The 23,351-nt window shown below is 37.7% G+C and carries 24 protein-coding genes; 17 read left to right on the top strand and 7 right to left on the bottom strand.

Annotated features, from left to right (window positions below):
* Positions 1-143: 143 nt before the first annotated feature.
* Entirely contained in the window at positions 144-863 is a 720-nt protein-coding gene (locus RE409_RS24010; protein WP_201186933.1) for a YebC/PmpR family DNA-binding transcriptional regulator, read from the top strand.
* Between the two features lie 278 nt (positions 864-1,141).
* Here RE409_RS24010 and RE409_RS24005 read toward each other — a convergent pair whose 3' ends face one another.
* Entirely contained in the window at positions 1,142-2,560 is a 1,419-nt protein-coding gene (locus tag RE409_RS24005; protein WP_201222880.1) for a polysaccharide deacetylase family protein, read from the bottom strand.
* Between the two features lie 185 nt (positions 2,561-2,745).
* Here RE409_RS24005 and RE409_RS24000 point away from each other — a divergent pair, with 185 nt between their 5' ends.
* Together RE409_RS24000 and RE409_RS23995 are read left to right on the top strand one after the other, a co-directional pair.
* Entirely contained in the window at positions 2,746-3,261 is a 516-nt protein-coding gene (locus tag RE409_RS24000) for an RNA polymerase sigma factor SigV (RefSeq protein ID WP_057215326.1), read from the top strand.
* The gene (locus RE409_RS23995; RefSeq protein WP_201222881.1) at positions 3,246-4,115 is read left to right on the top strand and encodes an anti-sigma-V factor RsiV; all 870 of its coding nucleotides are present in this window, start codon (positions 3,246-3,248) and stop codon (positions 4,113-4,115) included. Before RE409_RS24000 ends, RE409_RS23995 begins: the two co-directional genes overlap by 16 nt.
* 99 nt (positions 4,116-4,214) lie before the next feature.
* Here RE409_RS23995 and RE409_RS23990 read toward each other — a convergent pair whose 3' ends face one another.
* A complete protein-coding gene (locus RE409_RS23990) occupies positions 4,215-4,439 on the bottom strand; it encodes a hypothetical protein (RefSeq protein ID WP_201186929.1) in 225 nt (74 codons plus the stop codon).
* Positions 4,440-4,801: 362 nt separating this feature from the next.
* Between RE409_RS23990 and RE409_RS23985 the strand changes: the two genes are divergently transcribed.
* From RE409_RS23985 to RE409_RS23970, 4 genes are all read left to right on the top strand, one after another.
* The gene (locus RE409_RS23985; protein WP_201186927.1) at positions 4,802-6,295 is read left to right on the top strand and encodes a peptide MFS transporter; all 1,494 of its coding nucleotides are present in this window, start codon (positions 4,802-4,804) and stop codon (positions 6,293-6,295) included.
* A gap of 682 nt (positions 6,296-6,977) precedes the next feature.
* A complete protein-coding gene (locus RE409_RS23980; RefSeq protein ID WP_309558201.1) occupies positions 6,978-7,439 on the top strand; it encodes a hypothetical protein in 462 nt (153 codons plus the stop codon).
* Positions 7,440-7,526: 87 nt separating this feature from the next.
* Positions 7,527-8,300 carry a TraX family protein gene (locus tag RE409_RS23975; protein WP_201188081.1) on the top strand — a complete coding sequence of 258 codons (774 nt, stop codon included), beginning with the start codon at positions 7,527-7,529 and terminating at the stop codon, positions 8,298-8,300.
* A 167-nt stretch (positions 8,301-8,467) separates the two neighbouring features.
* Positions 8,468-8,629, top strand: a complete 162-nt coding sequence (locus RE409_RS23970) for a hypothetical protein (protein WP_309558200.1) — start codon at positions 8,468-8,470, stop codon at positions 8,627-8,629.
* A 66-nt stretch (positions 8,630-8,695) separates the two neighbouring features.
* Here RE409_RS23970 and bioA read toward each other — a convergent pair whose 3' ends face one another.
* Genes bioA through RE409_RS23955 form a run of 3 tightly spaced genes read right to left on the bottom strand, consistent with a single transcriptional unit; the run spans position 8,696 to position 11,344 of the window.
* Positions 8,696-10,078, bottom strand: a complete 1,383-nt coding sequence (gene bioA, locus RE409_RS23965) for an adenosylmethionine--8-amino-7-oxononanoate transaminase (RefSeq protein WP_309558199.1) — start codon at positions 10,076-10,078, stop codon at positions 8,696-8,698.
* Positions 10,071-10,781 carry a dethiobiotin synthase gene (bioD, locus tag RE409_RS23960; RefSeq protein ID WP_201250340.1) on the bottom strand — a complete coding sequence of 237 codons (711 nt, stop codon included), beginning with the start codon at positions 10,779-10,781 and terminating at the stop codon, positions 10,071-10,073. The genes bioA and bioD overlap by 8 nt, the downstream gene beginning before the upstream one ends.
* Positions 10,760-11,344: a biotin transporter BioY gene (locus RE409_RS23955; RefSeq protein ID WP_201222884.1), complete on the bottom strand. Its 585-nt coding sequence runs from the start codon at positions 11,342-11,344 to the stop codon at positions 10,760-10,762. Before RE409_RS23955 ends, bioD begins: the two co-directional genes overlap by 22 nt.
* 244 nt (positions 11,345-11,588) lie before the next feature.
* On the opposite strand from RE409_RS23955, the gene RE409_RS23950 reads away from it, so the two are divergent.
* The 3 genes from RE409_RS23950 to bioB all read left to right on the top strand — a co-directional run bounded on the left by RE409_RS23950 (position 11,589) and on the right by bioB (position 14,046).
* Positions 11,589-11,780 carry a hypothetical protein gene (locus RE409_RS23950; RefSeq protein ID WP_201222885.1) on the top strand — a complete coding sequence of 64 codons (192 nt, stop codon included), beginning with the start codon at positions 11,589-11,591 and terminating at the stop codon, positions 11,778-11,780.
* Positions 11,777-12,940 carry an 8-amino-7-oxononanoate synthase gene (gene bioF, locus RE409_RS23945; RefSeq protein WP_201186917.1) on the top strand — a complete coding sequence of 388 codons (1,164 nt, stop codon included), beginning with the start codon at positions 11,777-11,779 and terminating at the stop codon, positions 12,938-12,940. The genes RE409_RS23950 and bioF overlap by 4 nt, the downstream gene beginning before the upstream one ends.
* A gap of 140 nt (positions 12,941-13,080) precedes the next feature.
* Entirely contained in the window at positions 13,081-14,046 is a 966-nt protein-coding gene (gene bioB, locus RE409_RS23940) for a biotin synthase BioB (protein WP_242486162.1), read from the top strand.
* Between the two features lie 57 nt (positions 14,047-14,103).
* On the opposite strand, the gene RE409_RS23935 is transcribed toward bioB, so the two are convergent.
* A complete protein-coding gene (locus tag RE409_RS23935; RefSeq protein WP_201254004.1) occupies positions 14,104-15,030 on the bottom strand; it encodes a substrate-binding domain-containing protein in 927 nt (308 codons plus the stop codon).
* A gap of 149 nt (positions 15,031-15,179) precedes the next feature.
* On the opposite strand from RE409_RS23935, the gene modA reads away from it, so the two are divergent.
* Positions 15,180-15,983: a molybdate ABC transporter substrate-binding protein gene (gene modA, locus RE409_RS23930; RefSeq protein WP_201186913.1), complete on the top strand. Its 804-nt coding sequence runs from the start codon at positions 15,180-15,182 to the stop codon at positions 15,981-15,983.
* Between the two features lie 210 nt (positions 15,984-16,193).
* Here modA and RE409_RS23925 read toward each other — a convergent pair whose 3' ends face one another.
* A complete protein-coding gene (locus RE409_RS23925; RefSeq protein WP_309558198.1) occupies positions 16,194-16,976 on the bottom strand; it encodes a COG4705 family protein in 783 nt (260 codons plus the stop codon).
* 362 nt (positions 16,977-17,338) lie between these two features.
* Here RE409_RS23925 and RE409_RS23920 point away from each other — a divergent pair, with 362 nt between their 5' ends.
* The 6 genes from RE409_RS23920 to RE409_RS23895 all read left to right on the top strand — a co-directional run bounded on the left by RE409_RS23920 (position 17,339) and on the right by RE409_RS23895 (position 23,021).
* Positions 17,339-18,037, top strand: coding sequence for a response regulator transcription factor (locus tag RE409_RS23920; protein ID WP_309558197.1), 699 nt, complete (start codon positions 17,339-17,341; stop codon positions 18,035-18,037).
* 3 nt (positions 18,038-18,040) lie between these two features.
* On the top strand, positions 18,041-19,402 hold the full coding sequence (locus RE409_RS23915) for a sensor histidine kinase (protein ID WP_309558196.1): 1,362 nt from the start codon (positions 18,041-18,043) through the stop codon (positions 19,400-19,402).
* A 101-nt stretch (positions 19,403-19,503) separates the two neighbouring features.
* Positions 19,504-20,190, top strand: coding sequence for a polysaccharide deacetylase family protein (locus tag RE409_RS23910; RefSeq protein ID WP_201188079.1), 687 nt, complete (start codon positions 19,504-19,506; stop codon positions 20,188-20,190).
* A 19-nt stretch (positions 20,191-20,209) separates the two neighbouring features.
* Complete coding sequence (locus RE409_RS23905; protein ID WP_309558195.1) at positions 20,210-20,809, top strand: DedA family protein; 600 nt, start codon at positions 20,210-20,212, stop codon at positions 20,807-20,809.
* 256 nt (positions 20,810-21,065) lie between these two features.
* Positions 21,066-22,232, top strand: a complete 1,167-nt coding sequence (locus RE409_RS23900; RefSeq protein WP_309558194.1) for an MGDG synthase family glycosyltransferase — start codon at positions 21,066-21,068, stop codon at positions 22,230-22,232.
* A gap of 186 nt (positions 22,233-22,418) precedes the next feature.
* On the top strand, positions 22,419-23,021 hold the full coding sequence (locus tag RE409_RS23895; RefSeq protein ID WP_214790074.1) for an undecaprenyl phosphate transporter UptA: 603 nt from the start codon (positions 22,419-22,421) through the stop codon (positions 23,019-23,021).
* Positions 23,022-23,351 lie beyond the last annotated feature (330 nt).

Genomic DNA, 23,351 nt, shown 5'->3' with positions numbered 1-23,351 from the left:
TAATATAATCTAGTAATCGTATAGCATATCTTCCGTGGAATTTATTTATGGATTTCCTTGTAGTTATATGAAAAAATGCTGTAGAGACAAGAATTATAGTAATCAATTTGTGTATATTCAATGATGAAAGAGAGTGGAATATAATGGGTCGTAAGTGGAACAATATCAAAGAAAAAAAAGCTTCAAAAGATGCAAATACAAGTCGTATTTATGCTAAGTTTGGACGTGAAATTTATGTAGTGGCCAAACAAGGTGAACCAGATCCAGAATCCAATCAGGCTTTGAGAGTTGTACTTGAACGTGCGAAAACATACAATGTGCCGAGAGCGATTATTGACCGTGCGATTGAAAAAGCAAAAGGCGGTTCTGAAGAAAGCTATGACGAACTTCGTTATGAAGGCTTCGGACCAAATGGATCAATGGTTATCGTAGATGCGCTGACAAACAACGTGAACCGGACGGCATCAGATGTGCGTGCTGCATTTGGTAAAAACGGAGGAAACATGGGAGTCAGTGGATCTGTAGCCTATATGTTTGATGCAACGGCAGTTATCGGTATTGAAGGTAAAACTGGAGACGATGTGCTTGAACTATTAATGGAAGCGGATGTTGACGTACGTGACATTATTGAAGAAGAAGAATCGGTTATCGTTTATGCTGAACCTGAACAATTCCATGCTGTACAAAAAGCATTCAAAGATGCGGGCATTACGGAATTTACAGTAGCAGAGCTAACGATGCTTGCACAAAATGACCTAACCCTTCCGGAAGATGCACAAGTACAATTCGAAAAAATGATCGATGCATTAGAAGATTTAGAAGATGTTCAACAGGTCTATCACAATGTGGATCTTGGGGAATAAAAAAGTTGAGCAGACCTTTGCTATGTAATCAAAGGCCTGCTTATTTTGCATTCATGGGGCACTGAGAGCCTGGTATGTAAATGACGGACGTTTCTTTTATGACTGAAAAATCATTGGCAGTTCCATTTTGAACCTCAGCTCCTACTAAAGAAGATATTAAAGGCTTTAATGAAGGTGCATAACAGGGTTGAAAATAAAAGGAGAGAAGGATAGATAAAAGCGAATTAATTTGGCTTTTATCTATCCTTCTCTTTTTCGTTTAATCTGCTAACAATCTATTATTCTTGTAAGTCGATACCGTAAAGTTCGCGGTCTTTTTTTACCTGCTCTAGTTCGGAAATGGTAACTAGTTGATATCCTTTGTCATGCAATTGTTTGATGATTTCCACTGCAGCCTGGGCGCTAGTTTGGTAAATATCATGCATAAGAATGACTTTACCGTCTTTGGCTTTGCTCATTACTTTGCCTACAATCTTCTTTTTACTGCGATTTTTCCAGTCTTCAGGGTCAACATCCCAAAGTGTGACCTTCATATCTTCCATATATTCCCGGACATTATCGTTAATCGCTCCATATGGGGGACGAATAAGGTCTGGCTCAGTTCCGGTAGCTTTTTCAATAGCGTCTTGAGTCTGCTCAATTTGACTTTTGATTTTTTTCTTGCTTAGACGTGTCAATTGCGGATGATCCCAGGAATGGTTGCCGATTTCATTTCCTTGTTCAGTCATCTTTTGCAGCACCTCTGGATAGTGTTGCACGCGGCTTCCAAGCACAAAAAAGGTAGCATGTGCATCATACTTGTTTAGGGCTTCCAGGATAGACATAGTATGACTTGGATGTGGCCCGTCATCGAACGTTAAGGCGATTACCTTTTGTGAAGGGTCAATCCATTCATTTTTCACTGGGAGCTTGGCGACGACATGTTTCGGTTGCCATTCCTTTACACGATCCTGATTTAAATCTTTACTTTGATATGAATCTAGCAAACTATTTTTGAAAAGTTCTTTATTAATAGCGATGGTATGAGTCTTAGATGAGTCTCCATCCTCATCAGTCTTTACATAGAATACAAGCGTATTTTTCAGCACTGAAAAAGAATCAAAGTTGGCTGCTTTTAGTTGGGTTTTCTTCTTAACAAGACTTTTCGAAATGCCTTCTTCTTTACTCTCGGTTAACTCTTCAAAAACAATGTCAGATAAAACGGATAAATAATCAGTATCCGGGGCAAAAATGTCTTCTATAGAGAGTTTTTTCTGAGATGGAATATCATAAGTGAAGATCCGGGATCCGGACTGCTTCTTTCCTCCTACTTGTTCATATTTATCGAAGGAAATGGTAATGGTTTGCTTGCTGAAATGGAGTATCGTATAAGTGAGGTTAAGCTCAGAAGACGCTTTACCGCCAATGGCTTTCCATTTCTTTTCGTAATCTTTTATTTCTTTTTTTATGTAAGCTTCTAGTTGCATGTCGATATTTTCTATATGAAGAACGGGCCTGCTTACTGAATACCCGCCTTTCGTATCATCTTTTACAAACGTTTGAATATCAGCTTCTGGGTAATTTTGATCATTTGAATAAGCCGAAACAGTTTTCTTCTTATCAAAAGCTAGGCTTTTTATAGCTAAACCCATTGCTCCCACTGCAGCTGTTAGACAAAATAGAAAAATAAAGACCTTTTTATAATTTAATTTCCTCATGATGCATTCCACCTCGATAATCATTCTACTATATAGACGCGCCAAAAGCCTTAAAAGTTTGTAAGAAATTTCATTTTTTTATATGAAAATCTTTCTTTAGCCATTTTCAAACTTTTAAAGCCCGTCGAGCGTCTATTCTTTGTACCTAGGATACGTAATTTAAATGTAAGGAGCTCTTTAAGGGAATGAAAAATCTAGATATAAATCAATTAATAGCGGCCCGGATAACCGAACGGCAAGAAAATTTGTACAGACTTGCTTTTTACTATGTGAAAAATAAAGAGGATGCGCTTGATATCGTGCAGGAATCAATTAGAAAAGCGCTAGCCTCGAGCAGCAAAATTAAAGATGCTGCTTCTATAGACAGCTGGTTATATAAGATCATAGTCAGAACGGCACTTGATGTTTTACGAAAGAATAAGAAACTGACAATTGCGGATGACGAAACAATAGAATACTTACGTAGTGGAGAGGAAGATCACTATCGGGACCTGGATTTGCAAAGGGCCATGGAGGGACTTTCGATCAAGTATAAAACGGTAGTCATTCTTCGTTTCTTTGAGGACTTGAAGTTGGAAGAAATAGCGGAAGTGCTGGAAGAGAACGTAAGCACAATTAAAACGAGATTATATAAAGCACTGCAACTATTGCGGATCAACATGACTGAACAGGAGGAAACGAAAAAATGGAAAAAAAATTAAAGGATCTGCGAGAAGAGTATCTTCAAACACCAATCCCAAAGGAATTAAACGATGTCGTTCAAGCGGCCTTGAATGAAAAACCCAGGAAAAAGCCGAGGGTTGCCAGAACCATATGGATTACAGCAGCAGCGGCCATGCTGATTGTGACAGCCTCAGTAAACATGAGCCCAGCAGTGGCAAAAGCAATGAGCGACATTCCGATAGTTGAAAAAGTCATCGAAGTGATTACATTCGTTGAATGGAATGAAGAAGAAAATAATTCCTCAGCAGTAATCAAAACACCAGCTATTACAGGACTGGAAAATAAACAGCTGGAAAATAGCTTAAATGATAAATACTTAGCGGAGAGCAAACAGCTCTATAAGGAATTCACGGACTCCATGTCTACTCTGAAGGAAGGAGAAAATGGAAATATCTCGGTGGAAAGTGGATATAAGATATTAACCGATAATGACACGATATTATCCGTCCAGCGTTATACAGACAAGATTCAAGCTTCCAGTTCTACAGAGAGCCAATTTGATACAGTTGACAAGAAAAACGAAGTGCTATTAACGTTAAATAGCTTGTTTAAAGATGACCGCTATCTTCAGGTAATAAACGAGAATATTATGGAACAGATGAAACAGCAAATGGCTGAGGACCCAAATAAAATATATTGGGTGGAAGACGATGAATTTGTTGAATTTAAAGGTATCGATGCAACCCAAAACTTTTATATCAACAAAGATGGCAAGCTTGTGATCGCTTTTAACAGCTATGAAGCAGCACCAGGATATATGGGTGCAGTTGAATTTACGATCCCGACCAAGGTTATATCAGATCTTCTAGTTGGGGATCAATATATTCATTAAGAACTTACTTATTTAAACTTATATGTATGAAGAGCGATTTGTTTTTAAAACAGAGAACTCAAAATACTCGTTAATTAAAGACGAACCAAAGTTACGCGATTACAGTAACTTTGGTTCGTCTTTTGATTCCCCAAATTTCATCTGATCCAGTTCAAGCCTCATTTTTTCCGTTTCAATAAGAAAATTTGCGTGTTTAAGTTTTTCGAGTTCTAATTCGTCTTTAATCATATTGTGTTTAGTTTTTGCTTGTTTTTCGAAATGGCTCGTTATGATTCCAATAATGGGAATGGAAAATATCATTATAACTGTTACTAGACCTATCATATTTGTGCCTCCTCGTTTTAAAAAAGTATTTTTACTATATATATTATACGGTGTATTGAATGGTTTTGGTTGGATTTTTTTTACAATACACTCTTTTTATTTGCTCTTATATTTTTCGAACCCTCTTTTTTTTGCACAGTGTATCTGTTGCGATGCGGTCGGGAAAGTTAGGTATTATATCATTGGTGATTCATCTTTATAGGCAAAATTGAATAGTGGTTTGCCCTTTTGGAGATTGTAAGATCGGTTTTCAAGGTGAGAAGCACTATTTTATTTTGAAAACAATTATTTAAATATACTAAATATTTATTTACAATAGAGCAAATAAAAGTTATTATACAATAATAAAAGGAGGGCTAGGTATGGCAACGATAAATAAACAGAAAATTGTGGATAGTGTACCTCAAAAAGGTTTTTTTGGAAACCCCAAAGGACTATTCACCCTTTTCTTTACTGAGTTCTGGGAGCGTTTCTCCTATTATGGCATGAAGGCCATTCTTGTTTACTATATGTATTATGAGGTTTCTAAAGGGGGACTAGGTCTTGATGAACACACAGCCCTTGCCCTTGTATCCATCTACGGATCTTTAGTATATATGTCCGGTATAATTGGCGGATGGCTTGCCGATAGGATTTTCGGGACTTCAAAATCCGTATTTTACGGTGGTATCTTGATCATGCTCGGGCATATTGTCCTTGCTGTACCAGGCAGTCTCTCCATGTTCTTTGTTTCCATGGTACTCATTGTTCTGGGTACTGGTCTGTTAAAACCGAATGTTTCCAGCATTGTCGGGGAAATATACGCGGAAAATGACGATCGCCGGGATTCCGGTTTCAGTATATTCTATATGGGTATCAACATGGGTGCATTCCTTTCACCGTTTCTTGTCGGTACAGTCGGAATGAATTACAGCTTCCACCTTGGTTTTGGGCTGGCGGCAATTGGTATGTTACTTGGGCTTATCGTCTTTGTTGCAACAAAGAAAAAGAACCTGGGCCTAGCTGGAACTCTTCCTGCTAACCCATTATCGCAAAATGAAAAGAAAACCGTATTCACTAAATTGGGAATAGCTGCATTGATTGTAGCTGCCATCATCGGCATCACTGCCACTAAAGGTATCTTAACGATTAAAACCTTTATTAATCTTGTAGGTATCCTAGGGATCCTTATCCCGACCCTTTATTTCATTTTCATGTATCGCAGCCCTAAAACAACTTCTGTTGAACGTTCACGATTGATAGCCTATATTCCTTTGTTTATAGCAGCTGTCATGTTCTGGGCAATTCAAGAGCAAGGTGCAACTATATTAGCAAATTATGCAGACAAACGGACACAGTTGAATTTTGCTGGAATAGAAATAAACCCGGCATGGTTCCAATCATTGAACCCTTTGTTCATCATTACCCTTGCACCAGTATTCGCATGGTTATGGATTAAACTAGGAAAGCGTCAGCCGACCGTACCTCAAAAATTCTCATTAGGTTTGCTATTCGCCGGTTTATCATTCTTGGTGATCCTGCTTCCTGTTTATTTCGGTGGATCAGACTCATTAGTAAATCCATTATGGCTTGTACTTAGTTATTTCCTTGTAGTGCTTGGAGAACTTTGTTTATCCCCTGTTGGACTTTCAGCAACTACAAAATTGGCTCCGGCTGCATTCTCGGCACAAACGATGAGCCTGTGGTTCCTGGCAAGTGCAGCAGCACAAGCACTAAACGCGCAAATCGTTAGATTCTACACTCCTCAAACCGAAATGGCTTATTTTGGAGTGATCGGCGTTGCTTCAATGATCCTTGGACTGGCTCTGATGGCCTTATCACCAAAGATTCAAGGTTACATGAAAGGCATTCGCTAACACTTAGCCAGCAGTAAGGAAAAAAGGAATAGACTATAAAATGAAGATGACCTCTGAATTAAAGGGGTCATCTTTTTTATTACAATGATTATCATGTTTTGTGCATCCGCCGGAAATCCCTATGTTTGAGTAGAGTGACATCATTCAACAATTGTCGAAAAAAAGGGCATCCAATGTAACCCTTTGCAGAATCCGGAAGTTAGTCTAGAATGTTTTCACATCAGGCTAATTCTTTTATGGAGTCAACGGGCCATTACCATACGCCAGTTGTTCAGCGTTTTGAGAGGTCCTGCTAACAAAACGCGGAAAATATACGCTAAGGAAGGATTAGCTTTTATTTGTATTGGATAAGCGGACGCGGCGATTATCCTATATTCTTCATATCAAAGGTGTATTCACCAAGAAAATTGATATGTTCCCATCTTAATGACGAAATATGTTTTAGTAAAACTTCTCACGATTTCCCTTTTTCCTTCAACAAATTTGTTAGATTTTCCAACCCAATGTCAAAAACTATTACCCTAAATCTCTTCCATTACGGATAGAAGTGTTTGAATTGCCCATATGAAAAGTAAAATTAAAAAATGAAAATAAATTGTAATATATTAAAAAAATTTGGAATAACTAGTAAAATAGATTAATATAGGTTTCGTTGTCAAAATAAAGAAATTGGGTTTTAAAAATGAAGAAAATTTCAAAACTAGGTTTCTTATCAATTATGTTAGTAGTTTTAATGTTTAGTAGTACTGTTGCGTTTGCGGAAGAAGGAGAAAGTATTGGTGTAACAACTGAATCACCTGTTACTGAAAGCGGGGGAATTACTGTTTTTGGAACTGGTACTCCAACTACCTCTCATAATTTAGTAAGTAGCGGAAGAATGACATTTTCTGGTTCTGCTCAAGGATCAAATTTATTCACAAATAAGTATTTTAAAGGGAAATCTCAAGTTAAGGTTTATGTAAAGAATAACCATTCTACGAAATTAACCTTAAAAATATATAAAAGCACAAGTGTTATTTCTGTATATTCTGAAACTTTAGATTCAGGACATACATTAACTGCATTTCCATCTGGTTTAGATAAAAATGGACTATACTACATTAAATTTGCAGCTCCAAGTAATTTTAGCGGATATGTAGAATAAATACATATTATAAAACCTGAAAGACTAGAAGTGTCTTTTGTTGATGCTTTTAGTCTTTTTACATGAAACAAAATGGGGAATATTCAAATGACTTCTACACTACTTAAACTAATTGCATTAGTTTCTATGTTTATTGATCATACCGGGCAATTCATCCCTGATACTCCAGAATATTTTAGATGGATTGGCAGGTTGGCTATCCCAATTTTCATATATTGTGTTGTTTTAGGATACAAACATACATCTAACAGAAAGAAATACATGTTACGTTTGTATTTTTCAGGAGTTGCTATGGCCTTTATTAATTTAGGAATTAACATTGCCTATAGCCAAACAGGGGTCATTATCACAAACAATTTCTTTGCAACTTTATTTGTAATTGTTCTAGTAATTTATTTATTGGATAAAAGACAGGTAAAACTATATGCGTACTTTATTTTATGGCAACTGATTAGTACTATCTTATGTGTACTTTTTTCAGAGATTATAGTGATTAATTTTCAGGCAGACCATTTATTTTATGGAGCAATATTAGGAAATATATTCTTTGTTGAGGGTGGTATTTTCTTTGTATTACTGGGTATTCTACTTTATTTAAGTAGAAGTAAAGTAGGAATTACTATTGTATATATCATTTTTCACTTGATTATCTTTACAGCTTACGCTAAATGGGGAGTTGTCAAGGACGGTATTATAAATCATTTATTTCCGTTTAGTGATTACCAATGGATGATGATTTCTGCACTGCCACTATTATTACTCTACAATGGGAAAAAAGGTACTGGATTAAAATATTTCTTTTATTTCTTCTATCCTATTCATATTATAATTCTTTTTTTGATCGGGATAAATCTCCGTTAAAAAGTTTTGGAGTCGCAGGCCCCCTTATCCAATACAAATAAAAGCCAATCCTTCCTTAGCTTAGGAAACTTGGCTTTTTCGTGTCGAAATGTGCTTAGCGTATCAGGTGAAAAAATCATTTTGCAAAAACGTGAAGTATGTATGAAATTTGCCAGAGGAGGTGCAGGATGAAAAAGAGGCTAATGATGATTTTCATTTTATTAAGTGCAGCCGTGCAGATAACTGGTTTAACAGTTGATTTCCCATGGAAGGGAATCACGCTGTGGACATTATCTGTGATTTTTCTTTTAATGGCAGCGTATTTCACGAAGTCCCCTGCGAAGAACTGAAAATCCAATCGAGAAGGAACCGGAATAAGATATGGTCTTATTCCGGTTCTTTTTGAAAAATTTATATCAGTTTGCTGCTGGGATCAATCCTTTATGAATGGAGACTTCCTGAATGGCACGGTAGACAGTTTCGACCATAATATTCAGTTCTGTTTCTGACATGGAAAGAATGGGCATCATCGTGATGACGGGGCCAAGTTCCCGTATAATCAGACCATTCTCCCGAGCGTTTTGAATGATGCTTGAAACGATATTTTCTTGGATTGTGAACGGTTCTTTTGTTTGGCGATCTTTAACGATTTCTATTCCAATCATGAGACCGCGCTGGCGGACATCACCGACAATCGGAAGTTCATATAGTGATTGCAGTTTTTCAGATAGCTGCTTGGCTTTTTTCTGGATGTCTTTGACGAGATCTCGTCTTTCTATTAGTTCGATATTCTTCAGCGCCAGGGCACAGGCTAGTTGATTCCCTGTATAGGTGTGGCCGTGATAGAAGGTTTTATGTTCTTCGGGCTCTCCTAAAAAAGAATTAAAGATTTGTTCGGTCATGATAGTGGCCGCCAGAGGCATATAGCCGCCAGTAATTCCTTTACCGATACACATAATATCAGGGATGACATCTTCTTGTTCACAGGCAAATAATGTACCGGTGCGACCAAATCCTACCGCTACTTCGTCACAAATCAATAATATATTGTACTTCTTGCACAATTGTTCGACTGCTTTTAAAAAGCCAGGAGGGTGGGTAATGATGCCTGCTGCTCCTTGAACAAGCGGTTCGATAATCAATCCTGCAATTTCCTCTGCTTGGTCTTGAAGCAACTTTTCCAGCTCATCAATACAATAGTTTTTCACTGCTTCTTGATCCCCGTATTCAGTCATGCGATATGTATAAGGAGAAGGAGTTGGAATCCGTTCAAATAGTAGTGGTTTAAAGATTCTATGGAATAAATCCATTCCGCCGACACTCACTGCTCCAACTGTATCACCGTGGTACGCCTCGTTCAGGGAGACAAATTTATTTTTATGTTGATACTTTACAGGATCGATATTTTTCCAATATTGATAAGCGACTTTAAGGGAGATTTCTACAGCAGCTGATCCTGTGTCCGAGTAAAAGACTTTCGATAAATGACCAGGAGTAATCTCTGCTAATTTCTTAGCCAGTAATATGGATGGTACATTTGCAGATCCTAGTAGTGTAGAGTGTGCGACTTTTTCAACTTGTTCAATGAGAGCGTTGTTTAGCTCTGGTTCATTATGGCCATGTACGTTGACCCATAATGAAGCATAACCGTCCAAGTACCGATTGCCTTCTACGTCAAAAAGGTAGCTCCCTTCCCCGCGTTCAATGATTAGCGGTTTACTTTCTCGATACGTTTTCATTTGTGTAAACGGATGCCATACATATTCCTTATCCCATTTTTCTAAGTCATGACTATTCATTCTTGAACACCTCTTTTAGTTGTTGGGTAAATTCATGATTACTAAGTAAATCAAGTATGTAGACTCTCAGATCTTTTCTTACGTCGACAAATGTTGGTATGCAGGCGAGGTCAGCGAGTCCTGTGAGTTTTTCAACGGTTAGGATATTGTCACGATGAATTTCATCGTCGGGCCGATAATGGTTATATAAAATAGTTTTAACGCTAATATCATGCAATTTGGCATACGAATGCGTAGTTATGACATTATGAATCGATCCTAAACCGCTTGTAGAAACGAAAATGACTGGCATGTTGCAATCTCTAATTAAATCGGTTGTCATATAGAAACTGTCCGCTCGTTCAATGAGTGGTACGGCCAATCCCCCAGCGCCCTCGACTAATACGACGTCATACATTTGTTCGAGTTCGTGAACTCGTTCCACGACCTTTTGCTCGTCGATTTGTTGCCCTGTTAACTTTATAGCTAAGTGTGGAGATGTTTCTGGTTCAAGCATGTAAAACCCAGGTGCCTTTACACCAATTTCCTGCTCAAACCAAGAGATGTCGGGGTATGTATTCGTTTCGTGAATCAATCCTGTTTGAAATGGCTTAAATATCGTGACGCTTTTTCCCATTGTTTGGAGAGACATATAGAGTAAACTCGTGGCGACGGTTTTTCCGATATCCGTGCCAGTTCCGGTTATAAAGTAGGCTTGGCCCATGGGTGTTTCAGCTCCTTCATTTTTGTAAATCGTGCAATACGCGGCCTTACTTGCTGAATGATGATGGCACATAGAACACACAGCAACAAATCACCGGGTGCAGGTAGTAAGAAGCCGTAAAAAATTGTCTGGTAGATTGAAAGAGGCGTTTCTACAACCCACTTCATCGCTCCATAAAGCCATATACAGCCAAATAAATAAACAGTCAGCAATGATGCTAGGTTAGCGAAGAAAATGGAACGAATCGTGGAGAGATTAAGCCTGTTAATCAACCATCCATTCACATAGGCCCCGAGTATATAACCAAGCAAATAGCCGAAAGTGGGCTTAAATATATAGCCAAAACCTCCGCCCTCGGCAAACACTGGCACTCCTATAAGACCGATTAAGACGTAGCATAATTGACTAAGTAACCCGAGACGTGGTCCTAGCAGCGCCCCTGCCAAATAGACTGCTAGAATTTGCAGCGTGAAAGGTATGTAGGGAATAGGGATCTTTATAAAGGCGCCAATGGCAGTTAACGCAGTAAATAGGGCCACGTAAGAAATCGTTTTAGCTTTCAAGTTTTCAACCTCCTTTTTTGAAATTGGTAGGTAAAATGCCCACTATTAGTGTGCATGATTTATATTTTATATGTCAACCATTTATTATTTTAGTTAACATATAAAACACAATTAAAAATGACAGACTTAGAAAAATATTGAAAATTAGTAATTGAACAATATTTTGTTTGTGTGTTATTATTCATTTTATATGTTAACCATTTTTAAAATATAGTTAACATATAAAAGCTTGGAGGGAACAAATATGACAGGAGAAATGTTAATACAGCATGAACTTTCCAGAGAAACAGCGGTATTTATGGCGCCCTTTTTTTCTGATGAAACAATTCTTCGAAGAAAATCCAGTCATCAGCGAGAATGGCAAGAAGCTCCACTCATAGGTAACGAATATTGGAATCTTGTATATCAATCGGTTTATGAGGTTAAGGAAAGATGATTTGGGAGAAGGAACTAGAAAAGATTAAAGAAGGAGGACTTTACAGACAACTACAAACCGTTGAAGCAATGAGCGATCAAGGATATGCCATGGTGAACGGGCACAAAATGATGATGTTTGCCTCCAATAATTACTTAGGGCTTGCCAATGATCAGCGCTTAATCGAGGCTTCTGTTCAAGCGACCCAAAGATTTGGTACGGGTTCTACTGGTTCACGATTAACAACTGGCAATACAATTGTCCATGAAAAACTAGAAAAAAGACTAGCTGAGTTTAAGCAAACGGATTCAGCGATTGTGTTAAACACAGGGTATATGGCTAACATAGCAGCGTTAACGACCCTTGTTGGTAAGGACGATCTCATTTTATCCGATGAGATGAATCATGCCAGTATTATTGATGGCTGCCGTTTATCACGTGCGGAAACTATGATTTATCGTCATGCTGATTTACTTGACTTGGAAATGAAACTCCAGATTAATACCCGCTACAGGAAAAGAATAATTGTAACGGATGGCGTCTTTTCGATGGATGGTGATATTGCGCCATTGCCAGGCATTGTCGAACTTGCCAAGCGTTATGATGCACTTGTTATGGTGGATGACGCACATGCGACGGGGGTTTTAGGCAAAGACGGAAGGGGAACTTCTGAACATTTTGGACTGAAGGGGAAGATAGATATCGAGATGGGGACACTCTCCAAAGCTGTTGGTACAGAAGGAGGGTATATCGCTGGAAGTAGGTCTTTAGTTGACTATGTCTTAAATCGAGCCAGACCGTTTGTCTTCTCTACCGCCTTATCAGCAGGAGTAGTAGCAAGTGCACTTACAGCAGTCGATATCATTCAATCAGAACCTGAACGCAGAGTACGCATTCGAGCCATGAGCCAGCGTCTTTATAATGAATTAACCTCCCTTGGCTACACAGTGTCGGGGGGAGAAACTCCGATTCTTGCCATTATTTGCGGAGAACCGGAACAGGCCATGTTCCTTTCGAAGGAATTACATAAGCACGGAATTTATGCACCAGCTATCCGTCCGCCAACGGTACCATCTGGAACTTCGCGCATTCGATTTACGTTAATGGCGACACATCAAGAAGAACAAATGAATCATGTTATCGACGTGTTCAGAACAATCCGTACCAATAGATACAAATAGGTTGTTTGATTTTCAAGGAAGTTTATCGCGGCGAGGACGTTAAATAAAGACATAAGCTAGATTCATAGGATGAATGGGATGTACAACATATAAGAAAAGAGGGATTAGGTTTGGAAACATTGGTGAAAAAGGACTGGAAGATGCTAGCGGAGAACGTAATCAAAGGATATAAAGTAACAGCAGAAGAAGCACTTGCTATTGTACAAGCACCTGACAACGAGGTTTTAGAGATTTTGAATGCAGCTTTCCTTATTCGTCAGCACTATTATGGAAAAAAGGTTAAGTTGAATATGATCATTAATACGAAGTCAGGTCTATGTCCTGAAGATTGTGGCTATTGTTCGCAGTCAATCGTGTCGGAAGCTCCTATCGATAAATATGCTTGGCTGACCAAAGAGAAGATTGTTGAAGGTGCTCAAGAATCAATTCGTCGCAAAGCTGGCACGTATTGTATCGTTGCTTCTGGCCGTCGTCCGACCAATAGGGAAATTGATCATGTCATTGAAGCCGTGAAAGAAATTCGCGAGACAACGGATCTTAAAATCTGCTGCTGTCTAGGTTTCTTAAATGAAATGCATGCCAGTAAGTTAGCCGAAGCTGGGGTTCATCGCTACAATCACAACTTGAATACATCTCAAGATAATTATAAGAATATTACATCCACACATACCTATGAGGACCGTGTAGATACAGTCGAAGCTGTAAAAGAGGCCGGAATGTCTCCATGCTCGGGTGCCATTTTTGGTATGAATGAGTCTAATGAAGAAGCAGTAGAGATTGCCCTATCCCTACGCAGTCTTGACGCGGATTCTATTCCTTGTAATTTCCTCAATGCGATTGACGGTACACCACTTGAGGGAACTTCCGAGTTGACTCCAACTAAATGTTTGAAATTAATTTCGATGATGAGATTTGTTAATCCAAGTAAGGAAATCCGTCTAGCTGGAGGTCGCGAGGTGAACCTCCGTTCCATGCAACCCATGGCACTTTATGCAGCCAATTCTATCTTCGTCGGCGATTATCTAACAACAGCTGGACAAGAACCTACGGCGGATTGGGGCATTATCGAAGACCTTGGTTTTGAAATTGAAGAATGCGCTCTTTAACATAGTAAAAAAACTGCATATTAAACAGGAAGGCTGCTGAATCAGTAGCCTTCCTGTTTAATATGTCTCGTAAATGATAGAGCCTGTCTGGGAAATATCATAATCACCTAAAGCTTTGATTTCAGCTTGAAATGAATTTGATGATAAAATTCGCTTAACAACGTTTATAAGCTGTTCGTTTTTCGGAGATTTTAAAATAACAAGGTCATAACGCTCTGTAATTAATGGAACAAAGTCGATTCCAACGATTTTTGCAGCTTTTTCAATTCCCACACCTACATCCGCTATCCCAGCAGAAACAGCTGATGCCACACTTAAGTGATTGGTCTCTTCGTTATCATATCCCTTAAGATTTTTTGAAGGGATTTTGTGAATCCTTAGCTGCTCATCAAGAAGAATTCGAGCTCCTGATCCTCTTTCTCGATTGATGATGGACAAGTCTTTTTGTTTTAAATCAGTCCAATTTGTGAGGTCTAAAGGATTTCCTTTTTTAACATATAAACCTGCTTTCCTTGAAACCAGATTAAGTAAAATATAAGGATAGCCTACCAAAATCTTTTTTATATAAGGAAGATTATATTCCCCAGTATCTCCATCAAACATATGTAAACTAACGATGTCGGAATCCCCATTGTACATGGATATAAGCCCGCTTAGACTTCCTTTGTTAGAGCGTAATGTTTTATAGCTGGAGTCCTTCTCAATGTGCTGCCCTAGTATATCTAACACCATATCTTGCCCGCTAATGACAAGGTTAAGAGAATCCTTCACATCGTTTCTATGGGGTTCGGCAACAGGAACTGGGGATGTACTGGACTTATTGTTATTAATATACATCTCCAAGTCTTTTGCATCCATTCTCATCTGCCTTCCCACACGGAATACAGGCAGTTCCCCTTTTTTAACAAGATCATAAATTGTCAATTTAGATACCTTTAAAAGCTGTGACACTTCCTCGATCGTATAGGAAAGCTCTTTTGACATGTGCATCCCTCCATTCTTTATTGTAGCTTAGAGTCCTTTGAAAAGTAAATTCACAGTAAAAAAAGGCATTGATTAAAACCTTTTATCTGTTTTATACTAGTTATAATTAGATATAACTAGTTATAACTAGTCGGAAAGGGAGAGAGACTTTGAAAAAAATATATCTTATGATTTTCTCGATTATGCTACTTGTGATAGTTGGCACAGGGTGTTCAAGTGATAAAGAAAAAGGCACAGAAAAGCAGACGCAACAAGCTGACGAGAAAGTAGAATTGACGATGTCAGCAGCCGTGAGTTTACAAGCTGCCTTAAATGACATTAAAACTGCTTTTGAAAAAGAAAATCCAAATGTGACAGTAAACTATAACTTAGGAGCTTCTGGAGCTCTTCAACAACAAATTTCACAAGGAGCACCTGTGGATCTGTTTTTCTCTGCTGCAGAAGATAAATTTGATAAATTAGTAGCTGAAGACCTAATTGAAGAGAAAAATGGAATCGACTTAGTAGGAAATGAACTTGTGCTGGTGGTTCCAAAGGAATCGGATAAAGAAATCAAGAGAATAGATGACATCACAAAGGCTACCAAAATTTCCATCGGTACCCCTGAGTCAGTGCCGGCAGGGCAATATGCGAAACAAACATTAGAAAACCTAAATCTTTGGAAAGAGATTGAAGGTAAATTGGTATATGCCAAGGACGTTAGCCAAGTGCTTACATACGTAGAAACAGGAAATGTAGACGCAGGACTAGTTTATAAAACAGATGCCTTAAACTCAGAAAAAGTTGATATCGTCGCAACAGCTAAGGAAGATTTACACGACCCGATTATTTATCCAGTAGGCATGATTAAGGATAGTTCTCATCCAAAAGAAGCGCAGCTATTTTACGACTATCTTCAAAGCGAAGATTCTATCAAGGTTTTTGAAAAATATGGATTTGAAGATTTGAATTAATGCCGCAGTTTTGTAAAATAAAGATAAATTTCATTCTATAACAAAGGCCACCAATTTGGTGGCCTTTTCTTTTGTGCGCCCGGCATGGATGCAATCTATAGGGTGAAACCCGAACAATGAAGGCTTTATCAAGTAAATGATTGTACTCTTTCCACGAGGTCTGTAACCTGTTCAGTGATGGACAGCTGAATTATCAGAAATTGACTACCTCTACTCTACAACTTTGCTCTCATCTCTTTTGGTTTTGGTCAAATAGACGACCAAGCCCAAGATTATAACGAGGAAGACCAAACTGGTTCCCGTCGTACCTAGACCAAGGCCACCCTTATCACGAGGTTGTGACAGATAGTCGCCAAGAGAGGCGCCGAGAGGACGAGTCAAGATGTAGGCAATCCAGAAGGAAAGCACTGTATTTAGTTTGAAACCGTAGTGGGCGATGGTCACCACCCCAATCAACGCCGCGAACATAAGTGCTGACTTCCAATAGCCTATGTTGAGACCTTCTGCTATGAGGTCACCAGCTGCAGTACCCAAGGCGAAGGTGAAAAGGATGGCCAACCAGTAGAACGCTTCTCGTTTGGTCGTGTAGATAGAGTGAATGGACAGTGTCTTCTCACTCGAGTACCAAGCCGCAAACGTCGCAAGCATCGCAATTGTGAAGATGATAGTTGTCGTCACTAGACTGACCCCAAAATTGTCCACGAGATTGTCGGTAATCAGCGTGCCTACAACGCTAATCATCACTACCGTGAACCAGTAAATACTTGGCACATACTTACTCGCTTTGAATTGGAAGAAAAGCGTTATGATTAAAAGGACACTCATGATTAAGGTTGTGTTGGTCAAGCCCAATTTCAGATTTCCAATCAGAAAGTCTGCGGCCGTCTCGCCCACAGTGGTGGCCATTATTTTGATGATCCAGAAGTAAATGATGACTTCAGGAACCTTGTTCAACATCTGCCGCCCTATGGATGGGCTTTTTGTATCATTCATTTATGAATCCTCCTTATCTTCTCTTGGTTTATTTCGTTTTCTATAAAACCTTATTGGCTGGTTTTATTGCTCCCTAGATTCACTATATCGAGTCAACCTTAACGCAACTTGAAAAAAGGATTAAAAATCAATTAAAAAGCGAAATTAAAAGCAAAATAATGCTAAATTGTAGAAAGAGCATTTCAATAATTAGTAAAAGCGAGTAAAATGCAGGACTTTGGAGCAAATATAGAAGGGTATTGAATTATAAGCGGACGACAATTTTCTGTATTTAGGATGGAACTAATATTCCTAGCTAAATTCAATAAATACATGTGGATGTGGCTTCCTTTCCATATTGCACTCAAGTAGGAGGATTTTAAATGAAACAGCGTATTTTGGTTGTAGAAGATGAAGTCCAGATAGCAACGATATTAAAGATAGAACTCGAGTACGAAGGGTATGAAGTGCTTGTGGCCCATACTGGTAAGGCGGGGTTGGAAGCTGCATTACAGGGGAAATTAGATTTAATACTTTTAGATGTTATGTTACCTGAGATGAATGGTATTGAAGTTTTAAGAAGAATACGAAATGAGAACACCTTACTGCCAATCATCCTATTAACAGCTCGTAATATTACGATGGATAAGGTGACGGGACTAGATCAGGGAGCCAATGACTATATAACGAAGCCTTTTGAAATCGAGGAGTTATTGGCAAGAATACGTTCTTGTATTCGTCAGAATTCAATAGCTGCCAAAGCTTCAAAAGAACAGGAATCGATCTTATCAATTAAGGATCTATTCATTAATCTCGATACTAGGGAGGTTAACAGGGGCGATTTTTCTATAGCGTTAACCCCGAAGGAATTTGATTTACTCGTTTATTTACTATCCAATAAAAATAAAATAGTGACACGAGAAAATATCCTGATTAATGTATGGGGTTATGAGTATGAAGGGGAGACCAATGTAATCGATGTGTATATCCGTCATTTAAGAAAGAAAACAGAAGAAGGTTTTTCTGATCCAACGATTATTCAGACGGTAAGAGGAATTGGCTATACAGTAAGGGAGAATTAAGTAATGAAAATTACTACAAAAATTAACCTGATTACGACTGCTTGGATACTCTGTGTGTTGGTTGCCGTTAATGCTGTTGTATTTATTTCTTTTATGAAAATTACTGTAAACATGGAAGAGGATATATTACTTCACAAAGCGCAAAATATTATTGCTGAAATTCAAAAGGATGATTCTCCTCAAGAGATAAAAAAAAAATTAACCACATATTTAACGAATCATTCATTTATACGGATCATTCAACCTGATTCTCAAATTAGTAGTGAAGTATCCAGTGACCATTATTTGCTTACTAAATTTAAAGGAGAATTTTCAAGCGAACAAGAATCGCAAAGAAGTACAATTAGACAAGCGCATAAAGAAGAGCAAATATTAATTGTTAGGGTTCCTATCCTATCTAAAGGTAAAGTTGTTGAAACGTTAGAAATTGGAGATAGATTACTAGGACTGGAATTAGGGAAGGATGTATTACTTTCCATTCTGACATTTTGTACGCTATTAGGGGCGGGGTTATCGTTGCTAGGCGGCAGGTGGTTATCGAATGTAATTATGAGACCTATTTCCAATATGATTAATACGATGGAGGATATTGAACAAAGCGGTATACCAAAAAAAATCATCATCCAACATGAAACAAAGGATGAACTGCAAAAAATGGCTGTTACATTCAATCGGATGATGGGCAGATTGGATGCAAATTTGGATAAACAGAAGCAATTTATTTCGGATGCTTCTCATGAAATAAAGACCCCGCTTACGATTATAAAAAGTTATGCTGATCTACTGCGAAGACGTCGTATACAAAACGAAGAGAAAGCACTTGATGTTATAGATGTAATTCATTCAGAGGCAACTCGTATACAGAAAATGACGGAAAGGCTGCTAGAATTAGCCGATACAGAATTGGAAAATACTTTAGATTATAAATCATTGAATGTAATAACTTTATGTCAGAACGTGTTTAATCAATTCAAAGAAGTCTATGATCGGGAAATAGACTTTCATTATCAAGAAGATTCCATTATGGTTATAGCAGATGAATTGAAGATAAAACAGGTGATCATTATCCTTTTAGATAACGCAATCAAATATAGTACAGACAAAATTGATGTGTATGTAAAGGATCAGCTATACTCTACGGTCATTAGAGTAAAAGATTATGGGATTGGAATACCTGAGAATGAAATAGAAAATATCTTCGAACGTTTTTACCGGGTGGATAAGGCTAGAAGCCGGGAGACAGGTGGAACAGGGCTAGGTTTGTCGATAGCCAAAAATATAATGAATCAACATAATGGGGAAATTAAAGTGGTTAGTACCGATGGAAAAGGAACAGAGGTGGTATTGTCCTTACCCAAAAGATAATCTGCTTCTTGCTAAATTCAGACTTGAATGGATGAAGAAGGTGCAAGATAATTTGCCGCTAAATACAAGAATGAGGTGTTCTGTGAGTGACACATATAGGGATGATTAGCTTGAGTATCTTATTATTGCTATTTCTCGTTTATACGATTGTCCCAACGGTATTTATTCGTGTATGCGGACTGGGCATAACCAAAAATATCAAGAGGAATAATAGGATAGCCTTAACTTTTGATGATGGACCTAACCCTGAATATACGACACAATTACTTGACCTTTTAAAAAGGTATAAGATAAAGGGTTCGTTTTTTGTTGTGGGCAGTAAAGTGAAAAACAACCCTGATATCATTAAACGAATGCATGAAGAAGGACATACAATTGGAATCCATCATTTTGATCATATTTCAAGCTGGGTCCTTTCGCCATTTCATTTAAGGAAACAGTTAGATATGACTGAAAAGGCCATAATGGAATGTACCCATGAAAAAGTCACTTTTTACAGACCTCCATGGGGCCATTTTAATATTTTTACGCAAATAGCCAGTAAGAAATATCAAGTGATCATGTGGTCAGACATTTTCGGAGATTGGAAAGTGGAAACATGCAAAAATGACCTACTTGATCAATTGCGAAAAACGTCAACAGAAGGTTCCATTCTCCTGCTCCATGACTGTGGGGAAACCTTGGGGGCGGATAAAGAAGCACCTCGATATATGATTGAAGCCTTGGAAGTTTACCTACAAGAAACAATAAAAAAGGGAACACAATTTATTACATTAAAAGACTTATAAACTGATTCGAGGGGATTTTATGAATATAGATAGTATCTTACATTTTATTGACTTATATGGCTATCTTATCATTTTTCTTTTTTTATTCATGGGCATTGTGGGAATTCCCGCCCCAGAAGAATCTCTTCTGTTTCTAATCGGAGTCTTGATTGGACAAAATAAGCTCTCTTTTGGTTTAGCTACGCTGAGTGCATTTCTTGGAGCCTTTATGGGGATGCTTATCGCTTATGTATGTGGGAAATACGTTGGGTATCATTTTATAAATAAATTTGGAAAATACGTGGGCATTACAAATGATCGCTGGGAGAAAGTACAGGGAAAGTATATGAAAAATGTCCAAAAAACAATTGTGTTTGGATTTTATCTACCAGGAATAAGACAAATTAGTCCGTATTTTGCAGGAATCAATCATATCCCCTTCTGTAAATTTCTCCTCTTTTCCCTGCTAGGCACGGTTCTCTGGACTGTCCCTTTTATAGTGGCAGGGTATTATTTGGGCAATGCCTTTCATATAAATCCGGAATATGTTCCACTTTTAGGTGTCGTATTCATAGTTTTTTTATTGATATACGTTTCTATCAATTATATGAAAAAGAAAAAAAAGAATGCCCCAAAATAGGCCTACTTCTTAAGGATGATTCCCGTCCCGATTGGAATAACCAGTTTCTACAATTGGTTTTCTAATCGGGCTATTAAGTTTAGAGATGGGGACAAGATACCTTGAACGTATCATTAAAAATTGATTAAAAAGAAAGTTTTTAACAAAATCAGTGATATATTGTAAGAGGAAAAAAGCTCTTGAACATGCAAATAGTCTTTTTTCTTAGTATGTAATCATCGTATTAAAAGAATGATTTCTATAGGAGATGACATATATGAAGAAGATTTTGTTTTTACCTCTCTTTCGCATGCAGTCAGGACATCATCAAGTTGCAGAGGCCTTAATGGATATGTTAAAAAAACATACAAGCGGAGTTACTTTGAAAAAAGTGGATCTGTTAAGTTATACAAGTAACTCTTTAGAAAAAATGATAACAACTGGTTATTTGAAATGGATCCGTTATGCACCTGAAACCTATAATCTCGCCTATAAAAACCTTTTTTACGTTTCCTTTCCGAAGGAACGTTCATTTAAATGGTATCAACATATATTCTTGAAGAAAATGGAACAATTGATAGCGGAGGAAAAGCCAGATTTAATTGTGTGTACACACGGGTTCCCTTCCTATCTCTTAAGCCAGTTGAAAATAAAAGGGAAATGCAATATCCCAATTATTAACGTGTATACGGATTTCTTTATTAATAATGTGTGGGGAAGCAAGGGGATTGATTTTCATTTTCTTCCTACCCAGGAATTGAAAGAAAAGCTAATAATCAAGAATCAAATACCGAAACATAGTATGATGGTAACTGGTATTCCTGTGCATGAGGAAATCACTAAAAGAGCCCGTGGATTAAAAAACGCAGATCGCCCCAAAATTTTAATTTCAGGAGGAAACAGTGGTCTGGGTGGGATATTGAATTTAGAAGATGAGTTAAAGAAATCAACCGACTGTGATTATTTTGTACTTTGTGGTAACAACAAAAAGCTATATGATGCAATCGATACGTGGAATTTAGCTCATATTAACCCATTACCTTATATCTCATCAAGGTCAGAAATGAACAAACTTTATGAAGAAGTGGACGCAATCATTACGAAACCCGGCGGTGTCACCATTAGTGAAGCACTTCGAAAAAGGCTACCGATTTTTGTTCATTCAATGCTTCCAGGACAGGAGGAAATTAATCTACAGTATTTAAAAGACCATAAACTTGTATTTGAACTCAATCACAATTTATCATTTGAAAAACAAATACTCAGTATATTAAAGGACCATAAAAAAATGGATCAGTGGGATATATCCATCGAATCTTATCAAAGGGAAATAGAGTTGGAAAAACCTGAGGGAATGGTGGAAGTAATGAAAATGATTCTTAATCTTAGACAAGCAAGTAAGCCGTCATACCTAACCAATCAGTCAAAAGTTATTTATAGCTAGGGATAATTCAGTTAAAGTACATGGTGTTAAAATATCTGTTCTGTATTTGATGAATCAGCTGGAAGATTCGTTTAATCCAGCAGCAATTTGTAGTGGGCGCCATTGGGTGATCTACAAGGGGAATTATCAACAACGGTCGAGATTTTTTTAAGAGAAAAGCTGAAAATGAAAGAGGGAAGCTGAGTTATGAACGACTTTATCCAATCTATTCTACTAACACTTATGGATTATGGGTACCTTGGAATTACCCTCGGTCTTATGATTGAAATCATTCCAAGTGAAATTGTATTATCTTATGGAGGCTTTTTAGTATCCCAAGGGAACATCAGTTTTGTAGGGGCGGTTATTGCCGGAACAATTGGTGGAACCATCGCTCAGATCTTTGTTTATTTAATCGGATATTATGGTGGAAGACCATTTTTAGAACGATACGGAAAGTATATTTTCATACACAAGAAACATATTGAGCTATCGGAATCATGGTTTACTAACTATGGACCAAGTGTCATTTTTACGGCTCGGTTCATTCCGGTTGTCAGACATGCTATTTCGATACCAGCAGGGATTTCTAAAATGTCTTTAATAAAATTCACGAATTATACGCTACTAGCCGTACTTCCATGGTCTGTGCTTTTTGTATTTCTCGGGATGAAGTTAGGAAGCAATTGGGGACAGATTAATGAGATGGCCAAGCCCTATATCCAGCCAATCGCAGTAGTTGCGGTTCTTATTATTGCAGGAATGTTCATTCGCGGGTACATGAAAAAAAAGAAAAACAAAGTCTTATGAAGTTTATGGATTTAAGGAAGGGTTGTTATGAAACATAATAGGATACTTACAAAAGCCTTTATAACAACAGGAACCGAACCGATAAACGTGAAAAACTTCACAACGAATCATCGATATTGACGGTAATAGCTTTCCAAGGGGATATTCGATGGAAGCAGTTGGGTTTTATAATATGAATTAATTAAAAAGACCACCAATTTGGTGGTCTTTTTAATTAATTTATGGGGAAATAGATTGGTATTTCTTCCTTTATTTTGAAACTTTATCATCCGTAATCCGTATATAATGTGAACGATAGTAGTGAAAGTGAAAAATCAACAAGGCCACATT

It is taken from the genome of Peribacillus sp. R9-11, from assembly GCF_031345095.1.
GTDB classification, from domain to species: Bacteria; Bacillota; Bacilli; order Bacillales; family DSM-1321; genus Peribacillus; species Peribacillus butanolivorans.
The sequence above is the reverse complement of the archived record's forward strand: the minus strand, read 5'-3'. Positions and strand labels throughout refer to the sequence as shown.

What these genes read in the sequence shown, in the direction of transcription:
- RE409_RS23900 (WP_309558194.1), top strand. Translation starts at nt 21,066, where the DNA reads ATGAAGAAGATTTTGTTTTTACCTCTCTTTCGCATGCAGTCAGGACAT.
- RE409_RS23950 (WP_201222885.1), top strand. Translation starts at nt 11,589, where the DNA reads ATGACAGGAGAAATGTTAATACAGCATGAACTTTCCAGAGAAACAGCG.
- RE409_RS23990 (WP_201186929.1), bottom strand. Translation starts at nt 4,439, where the DNA reads ATGATAGGTCTAGTAACAGTTATAATGATATTTTCCATTCCCATTATT.
- RE409_RS24005 (WP_201222880.1), bottom strand. Translation starts at nt 2,560, where the DNA reads ATGAGGAAATTAAATTATAAAAAGGTCTTTATTTTTCTATTTTGTCTA.
- bioB (WP_242486162.1), top strand. Translation starts at nt 13,081, where the DNA reads ATGCTAGCGGAGAACGTAATCAAAGGATATAAAGTAACAGCAGAAGAA.
- bioF (WP_201186917.1), top strand. Translation starts at nt 11,777, where the DNA reads ATGATTTGGGAGAAGGAACTAGAAAAGATTAAAGAAGGAGGACTTTAC.
- RE409_RS24010 (WP_201186933.1), top strand. Translation starts at nt 144, where the DNA reads ATGGGTCGTAAGTGGAACAATATCAAAGAAAAAAAAGCTTCAAAAGAT.
- RE409_RS23910 (WP_201188079.1), top strand. Translation starts at nt 19,504, where the DNA reads ATGATTAGCTTGAGTATCTTATTATTGCTATTTCTCGTTTATACGATT.
- RE409_RS23975 (WP_201188081.1), top strand. Translation starts at nt 7,527, where the DNA reads ATGACTTCTACACTACTTAAACTAATTGCATTAGTTTCTATGTTTATT.
- RE409_RS23970 (WP_309558200.1), top strand. Translation starts at nt 8,468, where the DNA reads ATGAAAAAGAGGCTAATGATGATTTTCATTTTATTAAGTGCAGCCGTG.
- RE409_RS24000 (WP_057215326.1), top strand. Translation starts at nt 2,746, where the DNA reads ATGAAAAATCTAGATATAAATCAATTAATAGCGGCCCGGATAACCGAA.
- RE409_RS23985 (WP_201186927.1), top strand. Translation starts at nt 4,802, where the DNA reads ATGGCAACGATAAATAAACAGAAAATTGTGGATAGTGTACCTCAAAAA.
- RE409_RS23915 (WP_309558196.1), top strand. Translation starts at nt 18,041, where the DNA reads ATGAAAATTACTACAAAAATTAACCTGATTACGACTGCTTGGATACTC.
- RE409_RS23995 (WP_201222881.1), top strand. Translation starts at nt 3,246, where the DNA reads ATGGAAAAAAAATTAAAGGATCTGCGAGAAGAGTATCTTCAAACACCA.
- RE409_RS23935 (WP_201254004.1), bottom strand. Translation starts at nt 15,030, where the DNA reads ATGTCAAAAGAGCTTTCCTATACGATCGAGGAAGTGTCACAGCTTTTA.
- RE409_RS23925 (WP_309558198.1), bottom strand. Translation starts at nt 16,976, where the DNA reads ATGAATGATACAAAAAGCCCATCCATAGGGCGGCAGATGTTGAACAAG.
- RE409_RS23905 (WP_309558195.1), top strand. Translation starts at nt 20,210, where the DNA reads ATGAATATAGATAGTATCTTACATTTTATTGACTTATATGGCTATCTT.
- RE409_RS23920 (WP_309558197.1), top strand. Translation starts at nt 17,339, where the DNA reads ATGAAACAGCGTATTTTGGTTGTAGAAGATGAAGTCCAGATAGCAACG.
- RE409_RS23895 (WP_214790074.1), top strand. Translation starts at nt 22,419, where the DNA reads ATGAACGACTTTATCCAATCTATTCTACTAACACTTATGGATTATGGG.
- bioA (WP_309558199.1), bottom strand. Translation starts at nt 10,078, where the DNA reads ATGAATAGTCATGACTTAGAAAAATGGGATAAGGAATATGTATGGCAT.
- bioD (WP_201250340.1), bottom strand. Translation starts at nt 10,781, where the DNA reads ATGGGCCAAGCCTACTTTATAACCGGAACTGGCACGGATATCGGAAAA.
- RE409_RS23980 (WP_309558201.1), top strand. Translation starts at nt 6,978, where the DNA reads ATGAAGAAAATTTCAAAACTAGGTTTCTTATCAATTATGTTAGTAGTT.